The sequence below is a fragment of the Kitasatospora terrestris genome, assembly GCF_039542905.1.
Taxonomy (GTDB): domain Bacteria; phylum Actinomycetota; class Actinomycetes; order Streptomycetales; family Streptomycetaceae; genus Kitasatospora; species Kitasatospora terrestris.
On the sequence record NZ_BAABIS010000001.1, the window covers coordinates 922248 to 948022 of the forward strand.

Here is a 25775-nt window from a genome sequence, read left to right on the forward strand (position 1 = left end):
GAAGCCGGAGCCGAGCCCGAGGCCGACGCCCCCGGCGGCACCGCATCACCGTGAGCGCCCCCCGCTGGATGCGGGGTCCCGGAACAGCCGGACACCAGGAGCAGCCCGGACACCAGGGCGGCAGCGGACCCAACGCGACGCATATCGAAATCCCCCTCAGATTCGATGAACGAGCACCAGTACGAATCTCTCCGGCCTATTGGACACCGGAAGGGGGGATTGGGTTGCGGTCGTATGCAGAACGTGATGAACGGCCGCCGCACCCGCGGCCGCCTCCGGGCCCGGCTCCGCCTCCGGCGCCGGAGACGGAGCGGCGCCTCACGCGGGCGCGGTGAAGCGGTAGCCCTCGTCGATCAGGACCGGCAGGTACGTCTTGAGCGCGGCGATGGTCTGCGAGCGGTCGCCGCCGCCGTCGTGGTTGAGGACGATCGAGCCGGGCCGGATCGCGTCCAGCACCCTGGTGGTGATCCGGGACGTACCCGGGCGGGCCCAGTCGACCGGGTCCACCGACCATCCCATCGGGCGCATGCCGAGCTCGTTGGAGACCCGCAGCGCGACGTCCGACCAGTCCCCGCCGGGCGCGCGGAACCAGGTCGCGGGCTTGCCCGTGGCCGTGTGCAGCAGGTCCGAGGTGCGCTCGAGCTCGTCCCGGACCTGGGCCTCGGAGAGGTGGCGCAGGTCGGGGTGGCTCCAGGTGTGGTTGGCCAGGTGGTGGCCCTGCCGGGCGATCTCGCGGACCAGCGCCGAACGGTTGACGGCGTTCTCGCCGACCAGGAAGAAGGTCGCCCGGACGCCGTAGCGCTCCAGGATCGAGAGCACGGCGGGCGTGTACACCGGGTCCGGGCCGTCGTCGATGGTCAGGGCGACGAGCTTGTCGTCGGAGGCGAGCGAGAAGAGCGGCGCGGCGGCGTTGCGCCGGGCCGCCGCGGCGGACGGTGCGGCGCTGCCGACGGGTGGTGCGGCCGGCTGTGGAGCCCCGGACGACGGGGCGGCCGAGGGTGGGGAGGCCGACGGCGGGGAGGCCGACGGCAGCGGGGCCAGGGCGGGGCTCGGCACGTTGACGGCCTTCGCCGCGGGGCCGGCGCCGGCGGACGGGTCCTGGCCGGACGGGGACGAGCCGCAGGCGGTGGCGGCGGAGAGCAGGGTGACGCCCGCTACGCTCAGTAGCAGCCGGCGACCGATAATCCGATGGTCAGACACCATGCGCAGATGTGTCCCCGCCCGGCGCCCTCCCCTCACCGACACGCCCGGGAGAGCCCCCCGAACCACCCCAATGGCTGACGGGCCGCCAGTCCTCCGGAAGGACCTGGCCGGTGGCACACCCCGCCCCTCTGACCGAACGTGAGGGAGGTACGGCCACGAACCCTCCGCCGGCGACAGGTCGGCAGTCGTGCGCCACTCCGGAAGGACACATCCCACCATGCGTCTCGAACGCCCCCTCCTCGCCGCCGCGGCCGCGGCCGCCGTCCTCGCCCTGGCCACTCCCGCCGCCCACGCCGACCCCCAGCCCTCCAACCGCACCGTCGTCGACGACCAGCGGGTCTGGCAGGACGCCCCGGCGCTGCCGGCCGCCCCCGCACCGACCGCACCCGCACCGACCGCACCCGCACCGAGCGCACCGGTGCAGGAGCAGCCGAAGGAGGAGCCCAAGAAGGAGGACTCCAAGAGCGCCGAGGTCAAGAAGGACGACGGCAAGAAGGAGGAGGGCAAGGGCGGGGCCCCGAAGCATGAGCAGGCCAAGGAGGAGTCCGCCAAGGAGGTCCCCTGGCAGGACCAGAAGAAGCCGCACGGCGGTGTCCACACCGGCGGTGGCGGCCTCGCCGTCTCCGGCGGCGGCCTCGCCACCGGTGCCGCGCTCCTCGCCGGCGGCCTCGGCATCGGCGCCTACTCCCTCCGCCGCCGCTCCACCGGAGTCTGAGCCTCCCCGCTGACGGGTGCGGTGCCCGACCGACACCAGGCCCGGGCACCGCACCCGTCGGCATGCGCCGCCGCAGCCGCGGTGCCCGCTCAGGCCCGCTGCGGCCACGATTCCGGGTTCCGCCCTCCTCCCTGGGCCCGTGCTGGAATGCTGCCGGGCATGACCGAGGAGCATGCTGTCGCCGACACCCCGCCCGTTGACGCGGTACCGGCGCGTCGCCGTCCGGCCTGGAAGATCCCCCTGGCGATCGTGACCGGTCTGGTCGTGGCCGCTGCTGCCGTCGGACTGGCCCGGGGCCTGTCCGGAGAGGACGCCGGGCCCGCCACGCCGACGTCCGGGTCGCCGGCGGCGGGGCCCGACACGTTCGCCCTGAGCGGCCATCTGACCCTGAAGCAGTCGAGCGTCACCTCCGGCCCCTGCTCCGGGACGGGCGGCTACCAGGACATCCACGAGGGCGCCACCGTCACGGTGTACGACGGCGGGGGCAGGGCCGTCGCGACGGGGTCGCTGGCCGCCGGCATGCGCGTCGGCCTGTACTGCCGGTTCAGCGTGTGGGTCACCGGCGTACCGGTGGGACCGGGCTCCTACCAGGTGGAGGTGTCCCACCGGGGGAAGGCCACCCTGTCGGCCGAGGACGCCCAAGCCGGAAAGTACGAGGCCTCACTGGGCTGAGCCCCCACGACACTCGCGCGCCCGCCGCCTGCCCCGACCTCATCGACGTCGCCCCGTTCCTCGCACGACATCCACGCCGACGGGATCTTCGAGGCGATCGGCCGTCCCACGCCGGCAGGACGAGCAGCGGGTCGGAACGCACGGCAACCGTCGCCTGCGCCGGGGGCATCTTCCCGGTCTCCTCGCCGGACAGTTGCGTCTTGCCCGGTCCAGGCGCGCAGGACGCCACGCCCAGCTGAAACGCCAGCGTTCAGGACTTGCATTGGGGACTCCCTTGACCGTCCCTCCTCAATGGAATCCCGGAACCGGTTCCGGGCCGGTGCGGACCGAGTCAACAGCGCTTCCGACTCGACGTCAAGACTTCGAGACGGAACCGGCGAACAGTCAATGAACCAGCAGGTAGCGCGAATCGAGCTTTCAAGAGGCGAACGGGGCCCAGCACTTCGTCGCCCGGCACAGCGCCAAGTGCCTCGCCGTCGCCACGACCGCGGCGACCAACTCGGTCCAGCTCGTCCAGCGCACCTGCGACAACTCCGCCGCGCAGAGCTTCCGGCTGACCGCGCAGCCCTGAGCCGGTCGCATCCCGGGCAGGTGCCCGCGGGAGGGGGCCGCTCCTCCGATCCGCCCCTGCACGATCCGCCGCCACCGCACCGGACGCCTGCTGCACCTCCGACGACCGGGCCGACGACGCGTCCCCGCCCCCCGCCGGGGCGGCCGCCGCGGGCTGCTCCTGCGGCGGCTGACCCGGCGGCGGGGGCCATCGCCGGAAGCACGGGGGACGCCGCCGTACGCTCACCCGCCTGCCGGGAAGTCGGCGGCGGCGCTCGCGTCGGCCCAGGTCCGGGCCTCCTCGGCGCGCGCCTCGCCGGCGGCGAGGGCCGCGGTCACGGCCTGGGCGCCGAGCAGGAGTCGGCGCGGCGGGTCGTCGTGGCCGAGGACGTCGATGATCACCCGGGCGGCGCGGGCGGGGTCACCGGGCTGCGCGCCGTCGTTCTCCTGCCGGTAGCGGTTCATGGCGCCGACGGTCTCCTCGTAGTCGGGGCCCACCGCGTGCAGTTCCATGGACGAGCCCTGCCAGTCCGTCCGGAAGGCGCCGGGTTCGACGATGAGGACCTTCACCCCGAACGGGGCGACCTCGTTCGCCAGGACCTCCGAGAAGCCCTCGACGGCGAACTTGGCGCTCTGGTAGGCGCCCATGCCCGGGGTACCGCCGACCCGGCCGCCGACGGACGAGAACTGGACGAACACGCCCGACCGCTGCGCGCGCAGCACCGGCAGCGCGGCCCGGGTGACGTTCACCAGCCCGAAGAAGTTCGCCTCGAACTGCGCGCGGAAGTCCCGGTCGGTCATGTCCTCGATCGGCCCGCTGTTGGCGTACCCGGCGTTGTTCACCACCACGTCCAGTCGGCCGAACGCCTCGACCGCGGCGCCCACCGCGGCGCGGGCCGCGTCCGCGTCGGTGACGTCCAGGGTCGCGGTGCGGACACGCGCACCGTGGCGGGCGGCCAGGTCCGCCAGGTGCTCCGGCCGCCGGGCCGTGGCCAGGACCTGGTCGCCGTGCGCCAGGGCCGCTTCGGTCAGCCGGCGTCCGAAGCCCCGGGACGCTCCGGTGATCAACCACGTACGGGTCATGTCGAGATCCTTCCGCTCTGTTCCTGAGGTCCACCGGTCCCCACTCTGCTGCGCGGGGTGTCCACCGCGCCTCCGTCACATGACGTCCAGTCAGTGGGCGTCGGCCGGGGCGGACCGGAGAAACCCGCTGTTCGTAGGATGGGTGGAGCTCCTCCGGGAGGAACTGGTGCCGGAGGGGACATGTCGCAACAGCCGAACCGCCGACTGCTCGGGCGGGCCGTGGAGTTGGAGGCGCTGGACCGCCTGCTGCGCGAGGTGCGCGAGGGGCGCAGCCGGGTGCTGGTGCTGCGCGGCGAGGCCGGCGTCGGGAAGTCGGCGCTGCTCGATCACCTGGCCGAGCGGGCGGCGTCGGTGCGGACCGTGCGCGCGGCGGGTGTCGAGGCCGAGTCCGAGTTCGCCTATTCGGCCCTGCAGCGCCTGTGCGCGCCGTTGCTGTCGCACCTCGACGGACTCCCGCCGGTGCAGCAGGAGGCGCTGCGGGTCGCGTTCGGCCTGAGCGCGGGGAATCCGCCGGAGATGCTGCTGGTCGGGATCGCGGTGCTCGGTCTGTTCGCGGAGGCCGCGGCCGGGTCCCCGCTGGTGTGCCTGGTGGACGACGCGCAGTGGCTGGACCTGATGTCGCACCGGATCCTGTCGTTCGTCGGGCGACGGCTGGACGCCGAGTCGGTGGCGCTGGTGTTCGCCGAGCGGGTCACCGGCGAGGAGCACGAGGACGGCTTCTCGGGCCTGCCGGAGCTTGCGCTGGGCGGGCTGGCGGACGCCGATGCCCGGGCGCTGCTCGAGGGCGTGCTGCCGGGCCCGGTCGACGCCCGGGTGCGGGACCGGATCGTCGCGGAGACCGGTGGGAACCCGCTGGCCCTGCTGGAGCTGCCGCGGGGCCTGTCGCCGACGGAGTTGGCGTTCGGGTTCGGCGGGCCGGGCGCCGGTCCGCTGGCGACCCGGGTCGAGGACGGCTTCCGCCGGCGGGTGGAGGCGCTGCCGGCCGACACCCGGGCCCTGCTGCTGGTCGCGGCGGTCGAACCGGTCGGCGACGGGCCGCTGCTGTGGCACGCGCTGCGCCTGCTGGGCATCGGGCTGGAGGCAGCGGCGGCGGCCGAGGCCGCGGGCCTGATCACCCTGGGCGTCCCGGTGCGGTTCCGGCACCCGCTGGTGCGGTCGGCGGTCTGGCGGGGCGCGGACGCCGCCGCGCTGCGGGCCGCGCACGGCGCCCTCGCGGAGGCGACCGACGCCGGGCGCGACCCCGACCGGCGGGCCTGGCACCAGGCCCACGCCGCCGTCGGCCCGGACGAGCAGGTCGCCGCCGCGCTGGAGCGCTCCGCCGACCGGGCCCTGGCGCGCGGCGGCCGGGCGGCCGCCGCCTCGTTCCTGGAACGTGCCGCCGCGCTCGCCCCCGACCCGAAGGAGCGCGCGCGGCGCGCGCTGGCTGCCGCATCGGCGCACCTCGCCGCGGGCGCGCCGGCCCGGGTGCCCGACCTGGTCGCCGCCGCCGAACTGGGGCCGCTGGACCCGCTGCAGCAGGCCGACGCCAGTCGGCTGCGGGCCCGGGCCTCGTCCATGACCGACCCGGGGTTCGGCGCGGTGCAGCCCCTGCTCGACGCGGCGGGACGGCTCCGGGAGCTCGACCCGGCCGCCGCGCGGGAGACCTACCTCGCCGCGTTCGGCGCGGCCATCTGGGCGGGCCGGTACGACGCGGGCGGGCTGCGGCGGGTCGCCGAGGCGGCCCGCGACCTGCCGCCGGGCGAGGAGACGGCGGGGGTCTTCCTCCGGGCCCTGGTCGCCTGGGCGACGGACGGGCCGGTCGCCGCCTTCCCACTGCTGGAGCGGGCTCTGCACTCCCTCACCGCCGACGAGGACCTGGCGGTGCTGTGGCCGGCCGCGAACGCCGCCGTGGAACTGGGCGATCACCGGGCCTGGCTGGACATCACCGAGCGCGCGGCCCGCTTCGCCCGGACGACGGGCACCCTGTCGGTCCTCTCCACGGCGCTGCCGTACCGGGCGGCCTCGCTCGGGTACGCGGGACGGTTCGCCGAGGCCGGGGACCTGCTGGCCGAAGCGGTGGTCGCGGAGGAGGCCGCGGGCGTCGCGACGCGCCTGGCCACCACCGGCCTGATCAGCGCGTACCGGGGCCGGGAGCGGCCGGCGCTGGAGGTGATCGAGACGATGGAGCGCGACGGCGAACGGCGCGGCCTCGGCCGGCTCACCGCGATGGCGGCGTGCGCGCGGGCCGTGCTCCACAACGGGCTGGGCAACTACCCGCTCGCGATGGAGGCGGCGCTGCGCGGCATCGACCACCGGGACCTGGTCGTCCACCACTGGACGTGCAGCGAGCTGGTCGAGGCCGCGACCCGCACCGGTGACCTGGACGTCGCGGCCCGGGCGCGCGAGCGGCTGGCCGAGTGGAGCCGGGCCGGCACGCCCTGGGCGCTCGGGGCGAACGCCGTCGCCGACGCCCTGACCGGGGCGCCCGAGCGGGCCGAGGACCGCTACCGGGAGGCCGTGGACCACTACGGTCGGGGCGGGCTCGGCGCACTGGAGGCCCGGGCCCGGCTGCTGTTCGGCGAATGGCTGCGCCGCCGGAACCGGCGGGCCCAGGCCCGCGACGAGCTGTACGCGGCGCACGAGGCGGCCGCGGAGATGGGGATGGAGGCGTTCGCCGAGCGGGCCAGGCGGGAGCTGCTCGCCACCGGCGAGACCGTCCGCAGGCGGACGGTGGGCGCGCCGGTCCTGACGCCGCAGGAGGCGCAGATCGCCCGGCTCGCGGCCGGCGGGCACCCGAACGCGGAGATCGGAGCGCAGCTCTTCCTGAGCCCGCGCACGGTGGAGTGGCACCTGCGCAAGGTCTTCGTGAAGCTGGGGATCTCCTCCCGGCGCGAGATCGAAGGCGCCCTGTCCGGGCGGTGAGCGTACTCGGCCTCGTTCGCGGTGGACGGCCGGGAGGGCGGAGGGAGCCGGGAGGGCGGAGGGGAGACGTCCGCCCTCCCGGCGTTCAGGAGCCGCCGGCCACCCTGCGGGGCCCGCCGGTTCGGTCAGCGGGTGGCACGGGCGGCCTTCTCGATGACGCCGGCCACCAGGTCGGGGTGGGAGACCGCGACGGAGTGGGACGCGGCCACCTCGGTGGTGTGGGCGTGGGCCCGCCGGGCCATGAACCGCTGGGCGGCGGCCGGGATGTTGAGGTCCTCGGTCGTGACGACGTCCCAGCTGGGGACGGTCTCCCAGGCGGCGGCGGTGGCCTTCTCCGTCAGCGCGGCCTGCGCGATCGGCCGCTGGGCCGCCGCCGCCAGGGCGGCCCGGTCCGCCGGGACGTCGGCCGCGAACTGCGCCCGGAACTTGTCCTGCTGGATGTACAGGTCGGTGCCGGTGCTGCCGTCCGCGCCGGTGAACGGCACCGGGTCCAGCGTGCCCGGCAGGGTGGAGCCGGGGAAGCGGTCGGTCAGCTCCAGCGCGGACTCGCCCGGAGCGGGCAGGAACGCGGCGACGTACACGAGGGCCTTGACCCGGGGCTCGCCGACGGCGGCCTGGCTGATGACCGAGCCGCCGTACGAGTGGCCGACGAGGACGACGGGGCCCTTCAGGTGGTCGACGAGGCTGCGCAGCGCGGCGGCGTCGGAGGCGGGCCCCCGCAGCGGGTTGGCGGCGGCCACCACCGGGTAGCCGTCGCGGCGCAGCGCGGCGACGACGCCGTCCCAGCTGGAGCCGTCGGCGAACGCGCCGTGCTCCAGGACGACGGTCGGCTTGGGCCCGCGGTCGGCCGCCGGGGTGGGGGCGGCGGCGTCCGCGGTGCCGGCGACGGCGAACGCGCCGATGGCCGCGGCCGTACCGACCGCGACGGCGGCGGCGGTGAACCGGCGCTTGCGGACGTTCTCAGGGCTGTGCACGGGAGATCACGCTCCAGGGGCTCGAACAAGGGCGATGGGTTTGGCGGTCCCCACTGTCGCCCGCGGTCCGCCCCGGACACATCGGTCAGGTGACGCCACCGGCGGGCCCGGCAGGCCTCGCACCGACCGACCGTCAGGTGACTGATGTGCCGGCACCGGTGCGGCGGCGACAGTGGGGGCGCCATACCCGAACACCCTTGGAGCGAACATGAAACGACGGTTCCTGGCCGTCGCAGCCGCCGTCCCGCTGGCCGCCGCCCTCGGCGCGCCGGTCGGCGCATCGGCGGACACCCCACCGCACGGCCCGCTGTCCTTCACCTGCGCCCCGGTCGCGCCTCCCGCCCCGGCCGGCACCGCGGTGGAGTCGGTGACCGCCGTCGGCGTCCCGGCCGGCACCTTCCAGGTACCCGGGGTTCCGCCGCTCGGCGGCTTCCCCGTGCCCGACGTCCCGGCGCACTGCGAGGTGACGGTCACCCTCACCCACCCCGGCGCGGGAGACCACGCCGAAGTGAACGTCTGGCTGCCGCAGGCCGGTTGGAACGGCCGCTTCCAGGCGGTCGGCGGCAGCGCCTACGCCGCCGGGGACAACGGCGCCGGACTCGCCGCGGCCGTCAGACAGGGCTACGCCGCCGCCACGACCGACGCCGGCGTCGGCGGCCCCCTGGACACCAGCTGGGCGCTGGACGCCTCCGGCCACGTCAACACCGCGCTGCTGGACAACTTCGCCTCCCGCTCGGCGCACGAGATGGCCCTGGTCGGCAAGGACGTCGTGGCCGGCGTCTACGGCAGGGCCGCGTCCTGGTCCTACTGGAACGGCTGCTCCACCGGCGGCCGCCAGGGCTACCTGGAGGCCCAGCGTTACCCGGAGGACTTCGACGGCGTCAACGCCGCGGCGCCCGGCATCAACTGGAACCAGTTCGAGGTCGCCACCCTGTGGCCGCAGGTCGTGATGCACGAGACCCGCACCTACCCGACCGCCTGCGAGTTCGACGCCTTCAACCGGGCCGCCCTCACCGCCTGCGACCGGCTCGACGGCGCCGCCGACGGCCTGGTCGGCGACCCGGCGCGCTGCGACTACGACCCGCGCCGCCTGATCGGCACCCGGATCGTCTGCGACGGCAAGGAGATCACCGTCACCGCGGCCGACGCCGAGGTGGTCCGCAGGATCTGGGACGGCCCGCGCGACGCCGAGGGCAGACGGCTCTGGTACGGCCTGCCGATCGGCGCCGACTTCCGCTACCTCGCGGCCAGCAGGACCGACGAGAACGGCGTCACCACGGGCTCGCCGTTCGTCGTCCCCGCCGTCTGGGCCGCCACCTTCGTGCAGAAGCAGCCCTCGTTCGACACCGCGAACCTCACCTACGCCCGGTTCGAGGAGATCTTCCGCAAGGCCGGGGCCGAGTACGACCAGGTCATCGGCGCCCGCGACCCCGACCTCTCCGCCTTCCGCGCCGCCGGCGGCAAGCTGATCACCTGGCACGGCACCGCCGACCAACTGATCCCCACCGCCGGCACCGTCGACTACCGCAAGCGCGTGGAACGCCGGATGGGCGGCAGCGAGCGGGTCGACGACTTCTACCGGCTGTTCCTCGCACCCGGCGTCCCGCACTGCGGTCTCAACGGCGGCAAGGTCGACGACCTGGCCGCACTGACCGCCTGGGTCGAGCGGGGCAAGGCACCCGCCGTCCTGCACGCCGATCTCACCACCGCCGACGGCCGCACCGTCACCCGCGACCTCTGCCGCTACCCGACCGTCCCCCGCTACACCGGCCACGGCGACCCGGCCGCCGCGAGCGGCTTCCGCTGCGTCCGGCCCCCGCGCGACTGACCCGCCCCGGGGTCCGTCCCACCGGCTCGACGGGACGGACCCCGCGGCCCGACCCGCCTCCCTGCCGCGCGGTCACAGCACGGTGATCGCGAACAGCCACAGGTGCGGGGTGGTGGGGACGATCGCGTAGTGCGCGATCACCGCGCCGGTCGTGACGACACGGACGGTGTCGTCCAGGTCGTACCGGTCCGCCTGGGGCCAGCCGTACGGGTCCTCCTGCGCCCGCAGCAGCGCGGCACGCAACTCCTCGCGGGCCCGGGCCGGCAGCTCGCGGATGCCGTCGGCCACGGCCTTGGCGATGCGCAGCTCGTGCGGGTGGATCATGAGCCGAAGACCTCGTCCATCGTCGGGTTGTCCTGGCCGGGCAGGATGCCGTCGCCCCGACGACGTCGGGACGGCGAAGGGCCACGCCCCGAGCCTACCGACGCCGCCCGCGGTCGGAGCACGCCGCAGGCGCGACCTCCCGGCCCTACGGCGATGGTCAAACTTGTCGGAAAATCTTCAAAGTCTCGTGTGACGTGCATCACCTCGCATAGAGTGCGGTATCCGAGGTGATGAGCCGGAAGTGACGACCCGTCCGTCCGGTCCACCCCGAGCCGGGGGATCCATGAACGAGACGACCGCGCCGCGCGTGCCGAGGCCGCCCACGGCCGAGCTCCGGTACACCGCCGACCTCACCGAGGCCGACGTGCTGTCCGCGGAGGACTTCCTGCTGGAACGGCTCATCGACGAGCGGCACCGCATCGAGGACCCGCAGTCCCAGGAGGTGGCCCGGGCGCTGGCCAGGCTGGCCCACCGGGCGACCACGCGCACGCTGACGGAGATCCGCGCCCTGGCCGCCCGCCCCGGTGCCGCCGACATCCGGGCCCGGCTGCACGAGGGCTGGTCGGAGATGGTCGTCGCGATGGCGCCGTGGCTGGACCACCCGGACTACGACCACGCCCGCTGGTACGCGCCCGAACACATCACCCGGGAGGCCGAGTTCCTAGCCCGTCACCTCGGCGGCGCGCCGCCGAGGTGAGAGCGGGGGCGGCCGTCCCGCAGGGGTGGCCGGGCTCAGAGGCCGAGGTCCGCGGCCAGGCAGGAGAACCTGACCGCCAGGGCGTCGGGGTCGTGGGCCTCCGCGGTCCGCCGGGCCGTGGGCACCTGCTTCTCCTCGACCATGTCCTCGAAGGCGACGCGTGCCGGGAGCGTGCCGAACCGGGCCCTGCGGAGCTCCGCCGCCTGCTCGCGGGTCACAGCCGGTCCGCGTCGACGACGGCCTGGGCGAACGCGGTCGGCGCCTCCTGCGGCACGTTGTGGCCGACGCCGGGGAGCACGCGGTGCTCGTACGGGCCGGTGAAGTACTTCCGGTACGCCGTGCCGTCGGTCGTGGCGAGGAACGGGTCGAGGGCCGGGTCCAGGGTGATGGTCGGCACGGTGACGGCCGGCCGGGCCGCGAGCAGGTGCTCGTAGCGGTCGTAGCGGCGTTCGCCGTCGGCGAGGCCAAGGCGCCAGCGGTAGTTGTGGATCACGATGGCGGCGTAGTCGGGGTTCTCGAACGCCGCGGCGGTGCGCTCGAAGGTGGCGTCGTCGAAGTCCCAGGCCGGGGAGGTCTCCTCCCACACCAGTCGGCACAGGTCGTGCCGGTTCTGCCGGGTCTCCATGGCGACGCGGCCGCGCTCGGTGGCGAAGTAGTACTGGTACCACCAGGTGTGTTCGGCCTTCGGCGGCAGCGGGTTCCGCTGCGCGGGGACGTCGGTGACGAGGTAGCCGCTCACCGACACCAGGGCCTCGACCCGCTCCGGCCACAGCGCCGCGATGATGTCGGCGGTGCGCGAGCCCCAGTCGAAGCCGGCCAGCACCGCCCGGTGGATCTGCAGGGCGTCCATCAGCGCGACGATGTCGAGGGCGATCGCGGACTGCTGCGCGTTGCGGACCGTGGTCGGCGCCAGGAAGGTCGTGGTGCCGTGGCCCCGCAGGTAGGGCACGATCACCCGGTAGCCGGCGTCCGCGAGCAGCGGCGCCACGTCGACGAAGCTGTGGATGTCGTACGGCCAGCCGTGCAGGCAGACGACCACCGGCCCGTGCTTCGGCCCGGCCTCGGCGTAGCCGATGTCGAGCACGCCGGCCCGGACCTGCTTGAGGGTGGGGAACGCGGTGTGCGCGCCCGGGGCGACGGTAGGGGCGGCGGGTGCGTGGGACGCCGCGCCGAGCGACAGGGCCGTGGTGCCCACGCCGAGGCCGACCGCCCGGGTGAACGTGCGCCTGCTGATCATGTCTGGTCCTTCCTGGAGGCTCGCTGACGCCTCCACTCTTCTTCGGCCACCGGCCGGCCGCATCCGTCACATGACGTCGAGACACCCCCCGGAGCCCGCGGACCTGCCGGGCCGTCACCTGCAGTCATCCGACTGTTTCCGCCGCCGCACCGCTCGGCGATCCTCGGACGAGGGCCGCCGCGCCGGGGCGGATCGTCGTGTGCAGTCGGAAGGTCTGACAGTGAAGCAAACCCCCGTCGTCCTGATCCACGGTGCGTGGTTCCACCGGTCCTCGTGGGAGGGCTGGGCCGAGCAGTTCGCCTCGCACGGTTACGCGGTGTCGGTCCCGGGCTGGCCCGGGGAGGCCCCCACCGCCGCCGGGGCCCGCCGCGGTCCGGGCCTGTGGCACGGGCTCGGGCTGGCCGCGCTCACCGCCCACCACGAGCGGATCGTGCGCTCCTTCGACGACCCGCCGGTGCTGATCGGGCACTCGGCCGGCGGCCTGATCGCCCGGCTCCTCCTCGGCGCCGGCCTCGGCCGCGCGGCGGTGGCCCTCGCACCGCTGCCGCCGGGCGGCGCACGGCCCGTCGGGGGCAGCCGCCAGGACGGCTCCGGCCCGGGCACCGAGCCGCTCACCCGCAGGCGGTTCCGGCACCTGGTCGCCAACGCAGTCGGTGAGCGGGAGGCCGCGGAGCTCTTCGAGCGGTACGCCGTCCCGGCCCCGCGCCCGTTGCTCGCGGACCTCGGGTTCGACCGTCCTGCCGCCGAACCGGCCGCCGCCGACCTGGACGCCGCCGTGGACGCCGCCGGCCCGGCGCGCGGGCCGCTGCTGCTGGTCTCCGGCCAGGAGGACCGGATCGTCCCGGACGCCGTGACCCGCGCGGTCTACAAGCTCTACGGCGACTCCCCCGCGGTGACCGACCTGAAGCAGTTCGCCGACCGGGGGCACTCCCTGGTGTTCGACGGCGGCCGGCGCGCGGTCGCCGACCACGTGCTCGCCTGGCTGGCCGCGAACGGCATCGGCGCCGCCACGCAGGACCGGGCGCGGCCGTCAGGGCTGTGACGCCCCGTCGGCCCGGCTCAGCGCGTCGCGCAGCGCCGCCCGGGTGGTGATGCCCAGCTTCGGGAAGATCCGGTAGAGGTGCGAGCTGACGGTGCGCGGCGACAGGTGCATCCGGGTGCCGATCTCCTTGTTGGTCAGGCCGCCGGCGGCCAGGTCCGCGATCCGGCGTTCCTGCCAGGTCAGCGAGGCGAGGTTCGGCGTCGCGGTGCGCGGCGGGGCACCGGTGGCGCGCAGTTCGGCCCGGGCCCGCTCGGCCCAGCCGGCCGCGCCCAGCCGCTCGAACGCTCCGGCCGCCGGGAGGAGGTACTGCCGTGCCGCCGCCCCGCCCCGGACGTGGTGCACCCGGATGCCGTGCGCGAGCCGGATCCGGGCCAGCTCGAACGGGAAGCGGTCGGCCTCCGGCTGGGCCTCGGCCCGCCCGAACATCTCGGCGGCCTCCCCGTCGCTCTCGGCGGTCATCGCCAGCGCGCCGTACGTGATGAGGGCCAGCCGGGGCGAGACCAGCGGCAGACCTGCGTCGCGCGCGGCGAGGGCATGGGCCCGGGCCTGCTCGGCGCGGCCGGTGTGCCGGGCGGCCTCGACGAGGTCGAGCAGGGTGCGCGGGGCCTGGTACGCGTAGGGCCGGAAGGTGCCCGGCCGGGTGATGCCGATGGCGTAGAGGTACGCGGCCTCGTGGTCCCCGGAGCCCAGCGCGGCGGTGGCGCCCGCGGAGTCGGCGACCTGGGTCAGGAATCCCACCCCGCGCGGGCGGGCCCAGGCGTCCACCTCGGCCTGCAGGTCCCTGGCCCGTCCGAGCTGTCCGCGCAGCGCCGCGAGTTGGGCCAGGTACGCGCGGCTCTGGGCGGCGAAGAGGTGGTGGCCGTGCTCGGCGGCCAGGTCCAGGCCACGCTGTCCGGTGGACTCGGCCTCGGCCCACTCGCCGACCGCCATCTGGTCGAGCAGGATCTGGTGCAGCATCACCATGCCGGTGGCCACGGCCCCGGTCTCCAGCTCGCGGTCCACGACCCGCTGCAGGTGCGGGCGGTAGTGGTCCAGGAGGTCGAGGTGGTACGCGGCCGCGCCCAGCCGCGAGACGTCCCACGGTGCCAGGCCCGGCAGGTCGGCAGCGGCGGCGCGCACCGCCTCGGCCCGGCCGGCGCCGTACCGGGTGACGTCGCTCCAGGTGGCGCTGTAGAGCCGCGCGCGGTCGGTGACGAGGTCGCCGAGCGAGGCGAGGAGGCGGTGGGTGCTCTCCCAGACCGTGCGGTCGCCGCTGTACTGGCTGATCGCCAGGAGGAGGACCACCAGCCGGGTGAGGACCTCCCCGGGTTCGCCGCCGTCGACCGCACCGCCGTCGACCGCAGCGCCGGTGGGCGTGGCGGTGGGTGTGACCGCGGGCCGGTCGTCGCGCAGCTTCTCGATCGCGGCCGAGACCTGGCGGTGGGTGGAGCGGACGTCCCCGTCCTGGTAGAGCGCCTGGTAGGCGGCCGCAAGCACCGAGGCCGGCGACCCCGCCGAACCGGGGCCGGGATCCGCCCGGACCAGCCGGTGCGCCTGGCCGAGGCGGGCGGCGTGGCCGGCGACGAAGGCCGCGTCGGCCAGGCGGCGGGACCGGTCGGCGGGGTTCTCGCTGAGCTCGGCGGCCCGGGTCAGCCAGGTCACGGCCGCGAGCGCGCCGCCGCGCCGGGTCGCGGACCCGGCCGCCGCCTCCAGGACGCCTGCCACCTCCTCGTCGGGGTCCACCGTGGCCGCCGCCAGGTGCGTCGCCCGGCGTTCGAGGTTCGCCCGGTGGACCCGGGCCAGCTCCAGGTGCGCGGCGCGGCGCTGGTTGGGGGTGGCCGTCCGCACGACGGCGGAGCGCACCAGCGGGTGCCGGAAGACGAACTCGCCGGTGGCCACCGCGACGTCCAGCAGCCCGGCGGCCACGGCCTGGTCGGCGTCGCGCATGGGGTAGCGCGTGCCCGGGACGGTGTCGGTGCCGGCCGTGGTCCCGGCGCCGTCGAGCGCTCCCCGCAGCAGCTCGGCCCGCACGTGCTCGTCGAGGGCCGCGATCCGGGCGCCGTACAGCTGGTGCAGCCGCCGGGGCAGCGGGACGCCGTGCGGGCCGGAGAAGTCGTCGAGTGCGGGGTCGTCCGCCCGGCCGGCGAGGTGGGCGGGCAGCTCCACCAGGGCGAGCGGGTTGCCCTCGGCCTGCTCCAGGACGAGTCGGCGGATCCGCCGGCCCAGGTCCGGGTGGCGGCGGTCCAGCAGGCGCGCCGCGTCCTCGTCGGTGAGGGCGGCGATCGGCAGTTCGGGCAGGGCGGCGGTGTCGAACCTGGAGGCGAGGTCGGTGCGGACCGCGATCAGCAGCCTCACCCGACTGCTGCTCAGGCGCCGGCCCACGAAGCCGAGGACGTCGGCGCTGGCGTCGTCGAACCACTGGCCGTCGTCGAGGACCAGCAGCAGCGGCCGCTCGGCGGCGGAGCGCAGCAGCAGGCCGAGCACGGCGATGCCGAGCGTCATGACCGACGGCGGATCACCCTGCGCCGCACCGAACACGGCGCCGAACACCGCCCGCATCCCGGCGTCCGACCCGGCGTCCGGCCCGGCGGCCTCCGACTCCGCATCGCCGGGGAGCAGCGGGTGGATGAGCTGGTGCAGCCCCGCGTACGGCAGCGCGGACTCGGCTTCGACGCCGGCGGCCCGGACGACGCGGTGGCCCTCCCGGTCGGCGAGCGCGGCGGCGTGACCCAGCAGCGAGCTCTTGCCGACGCCGGTGTCCCCGCGCAGGACCAGGGCCCGGCCGGTCGCCGACCCCACGAACGCCGCGAGCTCCGCCTGCTCGTCCTCGCGGCCCACCATCGTCGTCGTGGTGATGGATTGCATGTGCCCGCCCGCCCCGTCTTCCTGCCGTCCGGCCCGTCCCTGCGACCACGCCCCGCCGGCGCGTTTCAGCTGCCCAGCCCGGCCGTACGGGCCATGTGCGCGGCGTACCAGGCCGGCCAGTCCTGGTCGTGGTGGCCGAGTTCCTCCTCGTACGTGCCGTGGGCGAGCGCCGCGTCGCGCAGTGCCGCCTCGACCTCGTCGGCCGAGCGGTAGACCACGTGCCCGATCCGGCCGGGGCGCCGCGTGGTGACCTCCTGCAGGACGAAGGTGTTGCCGTCCGGGTCGGTGAACGAGGCGAACGAGCCGTACGACTGCCGCGCCGGGTGCGGTCCGGGGACGCGCCCGGCGGTGCCGGCGTGGTGGAAGACTCCGCCGGCGTCGTGGAAGACCTCGCCGACCTCGACCCCGGCCGCGGCCAGCTCGGCGCGGGCCGCGACGACGTCGTCCACGACCAGGTGCACACCGTGCTCGGAGCCCGGCGCCGCGTCGGTCACGCCGCTGCCGATGACGATCGACGCGGCCGACCCGGGCGGGGTCAGGTGCACCACCCGGAAGCCGCCGGGGCCGGTGAAGTCGACGTCCTCGCGGAACCCGATCCGCGTCCAGAAGTCCTTGGCCCGGTCCACGTCCGACACCGGGACGACCACGACCTCGATCTTGTACTCCACCATCGTCAGCTCCTTCGCCGCCAGGGATGCCGTCCGCATCCACCGACGACGATCCCGCGGCCCGGACCCCGGTCGAGCCTGTGCCGGACCCTGGTCGTCACGGCCCGGGTACCGGCCGGGGCACTGGCCGGGCGGGGCCAGGGTCCGGCACCGGCTCGACCGGGGTCCGCCACCGGGGAGTCTGAGGGCACCCGTTCAGGCCGCCGGGCCCGTACGGACCACCGATCCGAGGAGCGCAGGGCGACCCCATGGCAACCATCCACTTCACCGAGCGGACGCAGGCCACCCCCGAGCAGTTCGTGGCGAGCCTCACCGACTTCGGGCCGGGACGCCGGGCCCTGTTCCCCAACAGCGCCGACGAGTACCTGCGGGTCCACGCGGAGGGAGTCGACCACGCGGACGTCACCGAGGGGTCGGGCGGTGTGTGGGAACGGCTGCGGTACGACTGGTCCGACCCGGACCGCGTGGTGATGACCACGACCGACTCCAACCTCTGGGGCGGCGCCTCCGGGCACACCTACGCCTTCACCCGGCTGCCCGACGGGTCGACGCAGCTGGACGTCGTGGTCGTCCGCGAAGGCAAGAACCTCAAGGGCCGCGTCACCGGCCTGCTGCTGGGCACCGTTGGCCGGGGCGTCCTGGCGAAGGCGCTGAGGACGACGATCAGCGCGGTCGAGGCCCGCAACCGGCTGCCCCGCCCCTGACCCGCGCTCCCCCGTACCCCAGCCCCCGATCCGTACCGGAAGGAAGAACCCACCATGGCCGTCACCTACACCGCCACCGTCGACGTCACCGGCGAGGGCCGCAACGGCGGAACCGCCCGCTCCAGCGACGGGCTGCTCGACCACCGCCTGTCCATTCCCAAGGAGCTCGGCGGGGCCGGCGACGCCACCAACCCGGAGCAGCTCCTGGCCGCCGGCTGGGCCGCCTGCTTCCTCGGCGCCCTCCGCCACGCCGCCGCCCAGCGCCGGATCAGGCTGACCAGCACCGCGATCAGCGCCGAGGTCACCCTCCACCACGGCGACGACGGCGAGTTCTCGCTGCTGGCCACGCTGGCCCCGCGGCTCGGCGGCGTCGACCAGCCCACCGCCGAGGAGCTCGCCGAGGCCGCCCACCGGATCTGCCCCTACTCCAGGGCCACCCGCGGCAACATCCCCGTCACCGTCCACGCCACCGCCGTCTGACCACCCGCGTCAGCCGCCCTCGACCCGCCGTCGCCGGCGCCAAGGAGCGTGCCCGCAACGGCGGGTCGAGGACGGAGCCCCACCGGCTTCAGTCGGCGCCGAGGCACTGCGCCAGCAGCGCGTCGATGTCCAGGTGCTCGGACTCCGAACCGGCCGGGACCAGCCGGAAGCTGTCGGCGAGGAAGGCGGTGACCGCCTCGGCCGGGGCGCTGACCACCGCCTGCCCGGTCTCGCCGACCAGGGTGATGCGGATCTCGCCCTCGGCGCCCGGACAGACCCTCACGTCGCCGTCCCCGGCGGGCGCGCACCGGCCCTCGTTCAGGAGGTCGCGGCCGAACCACCAGGACACCGGCTCGTCGCCGTCGACGCACTCGCACTCGTCCACCGGGAAGAACAGGCACGCGGCGAAGGGGTGATCGGCGTCGAAGCGCAGCTCCGCGGGGACCGGGAGGTGGGGCAGCGGGCTCTCCGGGAAGGTGACGGGCATCGGGCGGACCGCGGACATCGACATCATCGAGCACTCTCCTTGCGGCGTCGTACCGGCCCCGGGCCCGACTGTAGGCACACGGCCGTCCACGGCGCGGCCCGTCGGCCGAGGCCCCCCGAAACCTCCACCTGCTCCCCGCATCCGGGACACCCACCGGTCGGCGGGGTGACAGGCCGTCCGCGCGAGCCGGGCGGACAGGAAGGGGAGGGAATTGGGTTGTGCGCAGCCCGTTCGGGGCTGTTGGGTGGCGCAGCGGTAATCTGCCGTGCCGCTTCGTCGCCCGAGTGAAGGAACCCCTTTGAGCACTCCGCCGCTGCCCGACGCCGCCACCGGCCCCGCCGGGCCCCAGGCCGCGCCGGCGCCCGCGCACGCGCCCCAGTACGCGCCCGAGTTCGCGTTCGCGCCCCCGCCGATACCGTTCGAACCGGTCGAGGCGCCCAAGTCCCGCCGGATCCCCGGCATCCTGAAGATCGGCGCGATGGTCGTGGTGATCGCGGCGGCGCTCGCCGTGGCCGCGTACGTCTCCCGGGACAACCCGGCCGCGGCGAAGGCCGGTGACTGCGCGCACAACGCCGGCACCGACAGCAAGCCGGACATGAGCCTGGTGGACTGCGGCTCGGCGAACGCGGAGTTCACCGTGCTCAAGGTCGTCCACGGCGCCAACGAGAAGGAGTGCGAGACGGAGCAGGCGCTGGTGGCCACCTACGTCGAGACGCGTCGCAGCTCCACCCTGGTGCTGTGCCTGGGCGAGCGCCGCTGACCTGACGCCGTGCCGGACCGGCGCCCTGCCCGGGGCGCGTGGTCATCGGCCGGGGTGCCCGGCTGCGGACGTCTGCCGCTCGGGCAGCCAGGCGCGGTAGCGGCGCAGGGCCCGGCGCTCCGGAGATCACCTTCTGACCGACCGGCCCAGCACCGGCCCGCACCGGCCCCCGGGCCGTCAGGACAGGTCGGCCACCAGGCGGTTGGCGAGCCGCCTGGACGAGCCGGGGTTCTGACCGGTGTAGAGGGCTCGGTCGACCTCGATGTGCGGCACCAGTGGGAGGGCGCCCTTGGCGTAGTCCGCACCGCTCTCGCGCAGTCTGTCCTCCAGGTACCAGGGGGCCTTGCGGCCGAAGCCGGTCAACTTCTCCTCGACGTTGGACAGCGCGGTGACCCGGTGGCCGGCGAAGGGCCAGGACCCGTCGTCGTTCCTGGCCGCCAGCAGTGCCGCCGGGCCGTGGCAGAGCAGGGCCAGCGGCCGGCCGGAGGCGAGCCTCGCGGTGAGGAGCGCGCCTGACACCTCGTCGTGCGACAGGTCCTCCATCGGACCGTGGCCTCCGGGGTAGAAGACCAGGTCGAAGTCGTCGGGGTCCACGTCGCCGATGGAGGCCGGGCTGCGCAGCTCCCCCTGGATCGTGGCGAGGTGGTCGGCGACCTCGCGGAGGGTGCCGGGCAGGCCGGCGGTGCGGCCCATGCTGATCCTGTCCAGGGTGGGCCGTTTCCCTCCCGGGGTGGCGATCACGGCCTCCCACCCGGCCCCGGAGAAGATCCTGTGCGGCACCGCCAGCTCCTCGCCCCAGAAGCCCGTGGGGTGCTTGGAGCCGTCCTTGAGCGTCCAGGTGTCGGCCGCCGTCACCACGAAGAGGACTCGGTTCATGGTCTCGCCTTCCTGCGTGCACCACCGACCTGCCCAGCTTGCCCACAGATCGGCGGTGGCGGCGCGTTCGCGCGGTGAGCGGTGCACCCATAACGGCAGGGGACGTGGTCAGCGGAAGGTGCGGAGGCGGAGGCTGTTACCGACCACGAAGACCGAGGAGAAGGCCATTGCGGCGCCGGCGATCATCGGGTTGAGCAGGCCGGCGGCGGCGAGCGGCAGGGCGGCGATGTTGTAGGCGAAGGCCCAGAACAGGTTGCCCTTGATGGTGGCCAGGGTGCGGCGGGCGAGGCGGATCGCGTCGGCGGCGGCGCGCAGGTCGCCGCGGACCAGGGTGAGGTCGGCCGCCTCGATCGCGGCGTCGGTGCCGGTGCCCATCGCCAGGCCCAGGTCGGCCTGGGCGAGGGCGGCGGCGTCGTTGACCCCGTCGCCGACCATGGCCACGACCCGGCCCTGGTCCTGGAGGCGTTGCACGGCGGCGACCTTGTCCTGGGGCAGGACCTCGGCGATCACCTGCTCGGGGGCGATGCCGACCTCGGCGGCGACGGCCTCGGCGACGAGCCGGTTGTCGCCGGTGAGCAGGATGGGGGTCAGGCCGAGTGCGCGCAGCCGGGCGACGGCTTCGGCGCTGGTGTCCTTGACCGCGTCGGCGACCTCCAGGACGGCGCGGGCCCGGCCGTCCCAGCCGACCGCGACGGCGGTGCGGCCGGCGCGTTCGGCCGCGGTCTTGGCCGCGGCCAGCTCGGGCGGCAGGTGCTGGGCCCGGTCGGCGAGCAGCGCCTCGCGGCCGGCGAGGACGGTGTGTCCGTCCACGGTGCCCCGGACGCCGAGGCCGGGGACGTTCTGGAAGTCGTCGACGGCGGGCAGGGCGGCGAGCCTGTCGGTGGCGGCGGTGGCGACGGCGCGGGCGATCGGGTGTTCGGAGGCGTGTTCCAGGGCGCCGGCCAGGCGCAGTACCTGGGTCTCGTCGGTGCCTTCGGCAGTGTGGACGGCGAGCAGGGTCATCCGGCCGGTGGTGACGGTGCCGGTCTTGTCCAGGACGACGGTGTCGGCCCTGCGGGTGTTCTCCAGGACCTGCGGGCCCTTGATCAGGATGCCGAGCTGGGCGCCGCGGCCGGTGCCGACCATGAGGGCGGTCGGGGTGGCCAGGCCCAGGGCGCACGGGCAGGCGATGATCAGCACCGCCACGGCGGCGGTGAACGCGGCGGTCCAGCCCTCGCCGGTGCCCAGCCAGTAGCCGAGGGTGGCCACGGCGAGGGTGATGACGATCGGGACGAAGACGGCGGAGATCCGGTCGGCGAGGCGCTGGGCGGCGGCCTTGCCGTTCTGCGCGTCCTCGACGAGCCCGGCCATCCGGGCGAGCTGGGTGTCGGCGCCGACCCGGGTGGCCTCGACGACCAGGCGGCCGCCGGCGTTGACGGTGGCGCCGGTGACGGTGGCGCCGGGCCCGACCTCGACCGGGACGGACTCCCCGGTGAGCATCGAGGCGTCCACCGCGGAGGTGCCCTCGACCACCACCCCGTCGGTGGCGATCTTCTCGCCGGGCCGGACCACGAAGCTGTCGCCCACGGCGAGTTCGGCGACCGGGACGCGCACCTCGCGTCCGCCCCGCAGCACCGCGACGTCCTTGGCGCCCAGTTCGAGCAGCGCCTTGAGAGCAGCACCGGCGGTGCGCTTGGAGCGTGCCTCGAAGTAGCGGCCGGCCAGGATGAAGGCGGTGACGCCGGCCGCCGCCTCCAGGTAGATGTTGGACGCCCCGTCGCTGCGGCCGATGGTGAACTCGAAGCCGTGCCGCATGCCCGGCATCCCCGCGTCGCCGAGGAAGAGCGCCCACAGCGACCACAGGAACGCGGCGCCGGTGCCGAGCGAGACCAGGGTGTCCATCGTCGCGGCGCCGTGCCGGGCATTGGTGTACGCGGCCCGGTGGAACGGCCAGGCGGCGTACGTGACCACGGGGGCGGCCAGGGTCAGGGACAGCCACTGCCAGTTGTCGAACTGCAGGGCCGGCACCATCGCCATCGCGATGACGGGCACGGCGAGGGCCAGCGCGGTGAACAACCGGGTGCGCAGCGGGGCGAGTTCGTCCGCAGGCTCGGCCTGTTCGCCGACGGGGCGTTCGGCGGCCGGGGGCCGGGGCAGGGTGGCGGTGTAGCCGGTGGCCTCGACGGTGGCGATCAGGTCGGCGACGGCGACGCCTTCGGCGACGACCGCCTTGGCCTTCTCGGTGGCGTAGTTGACGGTGGCTTCGACGCCGTCCATCCGGTTGAGCTTCTTCTCGATCCGGGCGGCGCACGAGGCACAGGTCATGCCGCCGATCTGGAGTTCCACCTCGATGGAGGCGGGGGCCTTGATGGTCATCTGGGCTCCTCGTGGTCGTCGTCGGTGGGGCGGCGCCGGAGGGCGGTCCCGCTACCCCCCGGGGGTAGCGGGACCGTGAGCCTCCTGGCGGATGGGGCGGCGGGCGCGTCAGGCCCGGCCGGTGAGCTCGTAGCCGGCGTCGTCGATCGCGGCGCGCAGGGCCTCGTCGTCGATCGCGGTCGCGGCGGAGACGGTCACCAGGCCGCCCTTGACGTCGACCGAGACGGCGGTGACGCCCGGGAGCGCGGCGACGGCCTTGCCGACGGCCTGCTCGCAGTGGCCGCAGGTCATTCCGGCGACCGTGTAGACGGTGGTGGCGGGCGCGTTCTCGACCACGACGGTCGCGGTGGCGGCGGCGGTCGAGCAGGTGCCTTCGGTCGAACAGCAGGACATGGCTTCCTCCGGTGCAGTCAGTTCGATGGATACCCCCACGAGGTATCCCTTGCGGCGAGTTCTTTATACCCCCAGGGGGTATGTATCGCAACCCTCGGCGAACGGACAGCGGCCAGGCCGCGGACAGGCCGACGGTCGGATCGCCGGGGCGGATGCCATGGCGGCCACCGCCGACAGCGGACCCGGACTGCCACATGATCGACAGTGCGGCGGCCATCGACACCGCACCCGACCCCGTCCGCCCCATGACGATCGCCGCCCACGACGGCGCCCGGATGCTGGACCTGGCGGGGCCCGTACCGCGAGCACTTCCGCGCAACCCCCGATGGGCCACCACGGCGGACCGGCGGAGCCGCCCCCCCCCCTGGGGGGCAACCACGACACACCCCCGCAGATCCGCGGGCACAGGTTGACCAGATACCCCCAGGGGGTATCTAATGCGGGCGTCGGAGGTCCGACGCACCGACCACTCCACGTGTCCGAGGGAGCCCTCATGAACACCGCGCTGAAGATCACCGCCTTCGTCGCCGGCATCGCCACCGTCTTCGGCGCCTCGTACGGCGTCGGCAACGCCACCGGTACCGGCGCACCGCCGTCACGGACGTCCGACAGCGCCAGGCACGCGCCCGCCGCCACGCCGAGCGCGCAGTCCGGCGAACACCTGCCGGGCGGTCTCCAGGTCTCCGACCGCGGCTGGACGCTCGGCCTGGAGAACCCCTTCGTCACCGCCGGCGCCCCCACCGAGCTGCGGTTCCGCGTGCTCGGCCCGGACGGCCGACCGGTCACCGAGTACCGCACGCAGCACGAGAAGGAGCTGCACCTGATCGTCGCCCCGCGCGACCTCTCCACCTTCCAGCACCTGCACCCGGTCCGCGCCGCCGACGGCACCTGGAGCACGCCCGTCGCCCTCCCGGCCGCCGGGGAGTACCGGGTCATCGCCGACTTCGCGCCGGCCGGCACCGACGGGGGCCTCGCCCTCGGCGCCGACCTGCACGCCGCCGGCGACCTGCGCCCCTCCGCACTGCCGCAGACCGGACGGACCGTCACCGCCGACGGCTACACCGTCGTCCTGACCGGCGACCTCACCCCGGGCCGGGCCGGCCGGCTCACCCTCACCGTCAGCCGCGACGGCCGCCCGGTCACCGACCTCCAGCCGTACCTCGGCGCCGGCGGTCACCTGGTCGCCCTGCGCGCCGGTGACCTCGCCTACCTCCACGTCCACCCCGACGGCGGGGGCACCACCGGCGGCCCCGCCGTCTCCTTCACCACCACCGCACCCAGCAGCGGCGACTACCGGCTCTTCCTGGACTTCAAGCACCAGGACACCGTGCACACCGCCGCCTTCACCCTCCCCGCGACGACCACCGCTCCCCCGGCGCCCCCGACCACCGGGGCGACACCCACCACCCACGACGCCGACCACGGGCACTGAGACCCGCCGCCGGCTCCGCGGCCCGCGCGTTCGCGCGGTGGGCGTCAGCCGCCGGTGCGGGCGTGACGCGGACGGCCGGCCCTGTCGCCGCGGCCGGACTCGGCCCGCGGCCCGCGGTGGCGGGGACCGGGGCGGGAGGCGGTGGCGGTCAGCACCGCGGCGATCGCGAGAGGCGCCAGCAGCAGCACCGTGGCAGTGGACATACGCACCTCCGGTCAGTGGACGAACCTGCTAGTCGGCTGCCCCCACCCGCTCGGAACATGCGGGCAGTGCCTCCCGTTCACGCCGTCGGCCCCGTCCGGCTACGGCACCGGAGTGAGCGGATCACCCGGTGCCGTAGCCGGTGGAGCGCCCCGGCGCGAAGCTGTCAGCGGGCGACGACGGCCGCGGCGCGGGCGGCAAGCTCGGCGCCGATCCGGGCGTCGGACGTACCGAGGCCGCGGGCTTCGGGCAGAGCGAAGGCCGCGGCGCGGTGGGCCGGCCGGGAGCATGCCCGGCGGGAATTCAGCCGCGCCGGATGCGGCAGGTAGAAATCGGGCAGTACGAACGGCTCGGCCATCGGCGTCCCCCACCGGAAGGCGGCCGGTCCCGAGTACCCGGCCGCGAACGTCACCCAGTCTCGACGGCCGGGGCGGGCCCGGTAAGACGCGTACGGCAGCGCCGAGGCGGCGTACGCCCACGATCGCACCCCCCTCCTTCGGGTGAATCCCACCGATGCACCTGTGGCACCGCGTCGCCGACACTACGATCCCCACCCGACCCCTACGGGGTCGTCGGGTCCTGCGGCAGTTCCGCGTCCTCGGCCGGTGCGGGCCCGTCCACGCCGGTCCCTTCCCCGGGCACCGTGGCCGCGCCCTCGCCGGCGCCACCGCTCACGGTGGCCTCCCGGACGGTCCGTCCGGCCGTGTCCGCAGGCGTACCGGCACCGCCCGCCGCACCCGCCGCACCCAGCCGGCCGGCAAGCAGCCGTTTGCCGATCTCGGCGCCCTTGCGGCTGTCGGCCTGCGCCTTGCGGAACAACTCCGCGACCTCGCCGTCGCCCGCCCGCTCCGCGTCCCGGACGTACGTCTCCAGGCGCAGCGCGTTGCTCAGGCAGGCCTCGACGTACCAGATCAGGTCGTAGTCCTGGTCCTTGGTGCCGGTGGCACCGGCGGTCTCCTCGGTCATGCTCCTTCGCCTCCTTCCGCCCCACTCCGGGGCGCGTCCGCCGGGCGGTCGCCACCAGTGGCCTCGCCCGGGCCCAGGCGGCCGCTCCGGCCGCCTGGGTGCAATCGGCGCTGCGGGGAGCCGTACCGGTCGGGGCACAGCACGGTCGCGTCGTCCGCGAGCGAGCCGCTGCCGGCGTCCGCGACCGTGGCGGTCAGGGCCCGCACCACCTCGTCGTAGCTGCTCCCGTACCGGGCGCCGAACCGCTCGCCCACCCCGCACCACCTCCCGGGTCATCACCGCGTCTATCCGGATGAACGCGCCCCGAACACCAGCGGGCGCGGCCGCGGGGCGGCCTGGTGGTGCCAGCGGAAGCTCCGGACCTGGTTGGCGGGTCGTGACAGG

At 75.2% G+C, this 25775-nt stretch carries 25 protein-coding genes and 2 pseudogenes; 11 read left to right on the forward strand and 16 right to left on the reverse strand.

What is annotated here, in order from left to right; translation table 11 throughout:
* Positions 1-318 precede the first annotated feature (318 nt).
* Positions 319-1203: a polysaccharide deacetylase family protein gene (locus ABEB06_RS04500; RefSeq protein ID WP_345695466.1), complete on the reverse strand. Its 885-nt coding sequence runs from the start codon at positions 1201-1203 to the stop codon at positions 319-321.
* A gap of 217 nt (positions 1204-1420) precedes the next feature.
* On the opposite strand from ABEB06_RS04500, the gene ABEB06_RS04505 reads away from it, so the two are divergent.
* From ABEB06_RS04505 to ABEB06_RS04515, 3 genes and pseudogenes are all read left to right on the forward strand, one after another.
* A complete protein-coding gene (locus tag ABEB06_RS04505; protein WP_345695467.1) occupies positions 1421-1918 on the forward strand; it encodes a hypothetical protein in 498 nt (165 codons plus the stop codon).
* A 159-nt stretch (positions 1919-2077) separates the two neighbouring features.
* Positions 2078-2590 carry a hypothetical protein gene (locus ABEB06_RS04510; RefSeq protein WP_345695468.1) on the forward strand — a complete coding sequence of 171 codons (513 nt, stop codon included), beginning with the start codon at positions 2078-2080 and terminating at the stop codon, positions 2588-2590.
* 433 nt (positions 2591-3023) lie between these two features.
* Positions 3024-3161 (forward strand): annotated as a pseudogene (locus tag ABEB06_RS04515) (RICIN domain-containing protein); the annotation flags it as partial.
* Between the two features lie 221 nt (positions 3162-3382).
* Here ABEB06_RS04515 and ABEB06_RS04520 read toward each other — a convergent pair.
* Complete coding sequence (locus ABEB06_RS04520) at positions 3383-4222, reverse strand: oxidoreductase (protein WP_345695469.1); 840 nt, start codon at positions 4220-4222, stop codon at positions 3383-3385.
* A 180-nt stretch (positions 4223-4402) separates the two neighbouring features.
* Here ABEB06_RS04520 and ABEB06_RS04525 point away from each other — a divergent pair, with 180 nt between their 5' ends.
* Entirely contained in the window at positions 4403-7123 is a 2721-nt protein-coding gene (locus ABEB06_RS04525) for an ATP-binding protein (protein ID WP_345695470.1), read from the forward strand.
* A gap of 125 nt (positions 7124-7248) precedes the next feature.
* On the opposite strand, the gene ABEB06_RS04530 is transcribed toward ABEB06_RS04525, so the two are convergent.
* On the reverse strand, positions 7249-8097 hold the full coding sequence (locus tag ABEB06_RS04530) for an alpha/beta fold hydrolase (protein ID WP_425559568.1): 849 nt from the start codon (positions 8095-8097) through the stop codon (positions 7249-7251).
* A 208-nt stretch (positions 8098-8305) separates the two neighbouring features.
* Here ABEB06_RS04530 and ABEB06_RS04535 point away from each other — a divergent pair, with 208 nt between their 5' ends.
* Positions 8306-9925 carry a tannase/feruloyl esterase family alpha/beta hydrolase gene (locus ABEB06_RS04535; RefSeq protein WP_345695471.1) on the forward strand — a complete coding sequence of 540 codons (1620 nt, stop codon included), beginning with the start codon at positions 8306-8308 and terminating at the stop codon, positions 9923-9925.
* A 72-nt stretch (positions 9926-9997) separates the two neighbouring features.
* On the opposite strand, the gene ABEB06_RS04540 is transcribed toward ABEB06_RS04535, so the two are convergent.
* Complete coding sequence (locus tag ABEB06_RS04540) at positions 9998-10249, reverse strand: hypothetical protein (RefSeq protein WP_345695472.1); 252 nt, start codon at positions 10247-10249, stop codon at positions 9998-10000.
* A 283-nt stretch (positions 10250-10532) separates the two neighbouring features.
* Between ABEB06_RS04540 and ABEB06_RS04545 the strand changes: the two genes are divergently transcribed.
* Positions 10533-10946 carry a hypothetical protein gene (locus tag ABEB06_RS04545; RefSeq protein ID WP_345695473.1) on the forward strand — a complete coding sequence of 138 codons (414 nt, stop codon included), beginning with the start codon at positions 10533-10535 and terminating at the stop codon, positions 10944-10946.
* Positions 10947-10981: 35 nt separating this feature from the next.
* Here ABEB06_RS04545 and ABEB06_RS04550 read toward each other — a convergent pair whose 3' ends face one another.
* On the reverse strand, positions 10982-11164 hold the full coding sequence (locus ABEB06_RS04550) for a hypothetical protein (RefSeq protein WP_345695474.1): 183 nt from the start codon (positions 11162-11164) through the stop codon (positions 10982-10984).
* Positions 11161-12183 carry an alpha/beta fold hydrolase gene (locus tag ABEB06_RS04555; protein ID WP_345695475.1) on the reverse strand — a complete coding sequence of 341 codons (1023 nt, stop codon included), beginning with the start codon at positions 12181-12183 and terminating at the stop codon, positions 11161-11163. Before ABEB06_RS04555 ends, ABEB06_RS04550 begins: the two co-directional genes overlap by 4 nt.
* Positions 12184-12403: 220 nt before the next feature.
* Here ABEB06_RS04555 and ABEB06_RS04560 point away from each other — a divergent pair, with 220 nt between their 5' ends.
* Positions 12404-13225: an alpha/beta hydrolase gene (locus tag ABEB06_RS04560; protein ID WP_345695476.1), complete on the forward strand. Its 822-nt coding sequence runs from the start codon at positions 12404-12406 to the stop codon at positions 13223-13225.
* On the opposite strand, the gene ABEB06_RS04565 is transcribed toward ABEB06_RS04560, so the two are convergent.
* Positions 13214-16069 carry a helix-turn-helix transcriptional regulator gene (locus tag ABEB06_RS04565; RefSeq protein WP_345695477.1) on the reverse strand — a complete coding sequence of 952 codons (2856 nt, stop codon included), beginning with the start codon at positions 16067-16069 and terminating at the stop codon, positions 13214-13216. The genes ABEB06_RS04560 and ABEB06_RS04565 overlap by 12 nt on opposite strands.
* A 65-nt stretch (positions 16070-16134) precedes the next feature.
* Positions 16135-16776 (reverse strand): VOC family protein, encoded by a 642-nt coding sequence (locus ABEB06_RS04570; protein ID WP_345695478.1) that lies wholly within the window; start codon positions 16774-16776, stop codon positions 16135-16137.
* Between the two features lie 209 nt (positions 16777-16985).
* On the opposite strand from ABEB06_RS04570, the gene ABEB06_RS04575 reads away from it, so the two are divergent.
* Positions 16986-17441, forward strand: coding sequence for a hypothetical protein (locus tag ABEB06_RS04575; RefSeq protein WP_345695479.1), 456 nt, complete (start codon positions 16986-16988; stop codon positions 17439-17441).
* A 54-nt stretch (positions 17442-17495) separates the two neighbouring features.
* Positions 17496-17921, forward strand: coding sequence for an organic hydroperoxide resistance protein (locus tag ABEB06_RS04580; RefSeq protein ID WP_345695480.1), 426 nt, complete (start codon positions 17496-17498; stop codon positions 17919-17921).
* Positions 17922-18009: 88 nt separating this feature from the next.
* Here the strand turns inward: ABEB06_RS04580 and ABEB06_RS04585 are convergent, their stop codons facing one another.
* On the reverse strand, positions 18010-18435 hold the full coding sequence (locus tag ABEB06_RS04585; protein WP_345695481.1) for an SsgA family sporulation/cell division regulator: 426 nt from the start codon (positions 18433-18435) through the stop codon (positions 18010-18012).
* 271 nt (positions 18436-18706) lie between these two features.
* On the opposite strand from ABEB06_RS04585, the gene ABEB06_RS04590 reads away from it, so the two are divergent.
* Complete coding sequence (locus ABEB06_RS04590) at positions 18707-19168, forward strand: LppU/SCO3897 family protein (RefSeq protein WP_345695482.1); 462 nt, start codon at positions 18707-18709, stop codon at positions 19166-19168.
* 177 nt (positions 19169-19345) lie between these two features.
* Here ABEB06_RS04590 and ABEB06_RS04595 read toward each other — a convergent pair whose 3' ends face one another.
* The 3 genes from ABEB06_RS04595 to ABEB06_RS04605 all read right to left on the reverse strand — a co-directional run bounded on the left by ABEB06_RS04595 (position 19346) and on the right by ABEB06_RS04605 (position 22792).
* Positions 19346-20044, reverse strand: a complete 699-nt coding sequence (locus ABEB06_RS04595) for a type 1 glutamine amidotransferase domain-containing protein (protein ID WP_345695483.1) — start codon at positions 20042-20044, stop codon at positions 19346-19348.
* Between the two features lie 108 nt (positions 20045-20152).
* On the reverse strand, positions 20153-22399 hold the full coding sequence (locus ABEB06_RS04600; RefSeq protein WP_345695484.1) for a heavy metal translocating P-type ATPase: 2247 nt from the start codon (positions 22397-22399) through the stop codon (positions 20153-20155).
* A 108-nt stretch (positions 22400-22507) separates the two neighbouring features.
* Complete coding sequence (locus ABEB06_RS04605; protein ID WP_345695485.1) at positions 22508-22792, reverse strand: heavy-metal-associated domain-containing protein; 285 nt, start codon at positions 22790-22792, stop codon at positions 22508-22510.
* A gap of 493 nt (positions 22793-23285) precedes the next feature.
* Here ABEB06_RS04605 and ABEB06_RS04610 point away from each other — a divergent pair, with 493 nt between their 5' ends.
* The gene (locus ABEB06_RS04610; protein WP_345695486.1) at positions 23286-24224 is read left to right on the forward strand and encodes a hypothetical protein; all 939 of its coding nucleotides are present in this window, start codon (positions 23286-23288) and stop codon (positions 24222-24224) included.
* 44 nt (positions 24225-24268) lie between these two features.
* Here the strand turns inward: ABEB06_RS04610 and ABEB06_RS04615 are convergent, their stop codons facing one another.
* The 4 genes and pseudogenes from ABEB06_RS04615 to ABEB06_RS04630 all read right to left on the reverse strand — a co-directional run bounded on the left by ABEB06_RS04615 (position 24269) and on the right by ABEB06_RS04630 (position 25645).
* Positions 24269-24427 (reverse strand): hypothetical protein, encoded by a 159-nt coding sequence (locus ABEB06_RS04615; RefSeq protein WP_345695487.1) that lies wholly within the window; start codon positions 24425-24427, stop codon positions 24269-24271.
* A gap of 164 nt (positions 24428-24591) precedes the next feature.
* Complete coding sequence (locus ABEB06_RS04620; RefSeq protein ID WP_345695488.1) at positions 24592-24912, reverse strand: hypothetical protein; 321 nt, start codon at positions 24910-24912, stop codon at positions 24592-24594.
* Positions 24913-25172: 260 nt separating this feature from the next.
* Positions 25173-25391: pseudogene (locus ABEB06_RS04625) on the reverse strand (hypothetical protein); the annotation flags it as partial.
* Positions 25388-25645, reverse strand: coding sequence for a hypothetical protein (locus ABEB06_RS04630; RefSeq protein ID WP_345695489.1), 258 nt, complete (start codon positions 25643-25645; stop codon positions 25388-25390). The gene ABEB06_RS04630 and the pseudogene ABEB06_RS04625, both read right to left, overlap by 4 nt.
* Positions 25646-25775 lie beyond the last annotated feature (130 nt).

What these genes read in the sequence shown, in the direction of transcription:
- ABEB06_RS04500 (WP_345695466.1), bottom strand. Translation starts at nt 1,203, where the DNA reads ATGGTGTCTGACCATCGGATTATCGGTCGCCGGCTGCTACTGAGCGTA.
- ABEB06_RS04505 (WP_345695467.1), top strand. Translation starts at nt 1,421, where the DNA reads ATGCGTCTCGAACGCCCCCTCCTCGCCGCCGCGGCCGCGGCCGCCGTC.
- ABEB06_RS04510 (WP_345695468.1), top strand. Translation starts at nt 2,078, where the DNA reads ATGACCGAGGAGCATGCTGTCGCCGACACCCCGCCCGTTGACGCGGTA.
- ABEB06_RS04520 (WP_345695469.1), bottom strand. Translation starts at nt 4,222, where the DNA reads ATGACCCGTACGTGGTTGATCACCGGAGCGTCCCGGGGCTTCGGACGC.
- ABEB06_RS04525 (WP_345695470.1), top strand. Translation starts at nt 4,403, where the DNA reads ATGTCGCAACAGCCGAACCGCCGACTGCTCGGGCGGGCCGTGGAGTTG.
- ABEB06_RS04535 (WP_345695471.1), top strand. Translation starts at nt 8,306, where the DNA reads ATGAAACGACGGTTCCTGGCCGTCGCAGCCGCCGTCCCGCTGGCCGCC.
- ABEB06_RS04540 (WP_345695472.1), bottom strand. Translation starts at nt 10,249, where the DNA reads ATGATCCACCCGCACGAGCTGCGCATCGCCAAGGCCGTGGCCGACGGC.
- ABEB06_RS04545 (WP_345695473.1), top strand. Translation starts at nt 10,533, where the DNA reads ATGAACGAGACGACCGCGCCGCGCGTGCCGAGGCCGCCCACGGCCGAG.
- ABEB06_RS04555 (WP_345695475.1), bottom strand. Translation starts at nt 12,183, where the DNA reads ATGATCAGCAGGCGCACGTTCACCCGGGCGGTCGGCCTCGGCGTGGGC.
- ABEB06_RS04565 (WP_345695477.1), bottom strand. Translation starts at nt 16,069, where the DNA reads ATGCAATCCATCACCACGACGACGATGGTGGGCCGCGAGGACGAGCAG.
- ABEB06_RS04570 (WP_345695478.1), bottom strand. Translation starts at nt 16,776, where the DNA reads ATGCGGACGGCATCCCTGGCGGCGAAGGAGCTGACGATGGTGGAGTAC.
- ABEB06_RS04575 (WP_345695479.1), top strand. Translation starts at nt 16,986, where the DNA reads ATGGCAACCATCCACTTCACCGAGCGGACGCAGGCCACCCCCGAGCAG.
- ABEB06_RS04580 (WP_345695480.1), top strand. Translation starts at nt 17,496, where the DNA reads ATGGCCGTCACCTACACCGCCACCGTCGACGTCACCGGCGAGGGCCGC.
- ABEB06_RS04585 (WP_345695481.1), bottom strand. Translation starts at nt 18,435, where the DNA reads ATGATGTCGATGTCCGCGGTCCGCCCGATGCCCGTCACCTTCCCGGAG.
- ABEB06_RS04595 (WP_345695483.1), bottom strand. Translation starts at nt 20,044, where the DNA reads ATGAACCGAGTCCTCTTCGTGGTGACGGCGGCCGACACCTGGACGCTC.
- ABEB06_RS04600 (WP_345695484.1), bottom strand. Translation starts at nt 22,399, where the DNA reads ATGACCATCAAGGCCCCCGCCTCCATCGAGGTGGAACTCCAGATCGGC.
- ABEB06_RS04605 (WP_345695485.1), bottom strand. Translation starts at nt 22,792, where the DNA reads ATGTCCTGCTGTTCGACCGAAGGCACCTGCTCGACCGCCGCCGCCACC.
- ABEB06_RS04610 (WP_345695486.1), top strand. Translation starts at nt 23,286, where the DNA reads ATGAACACCGCGCTGAAGATCACCGCCTTCGTCGCCGGCATCGCCACC.
- ABEB06_RS04615 (WP_345695487.1), bottom strand. Translation starts at nt 24,427, where the DNA reads ATGTCCACTGCCACGGTGCTGCTGCTGGCGCCTCTCGCGATCGCCGCG.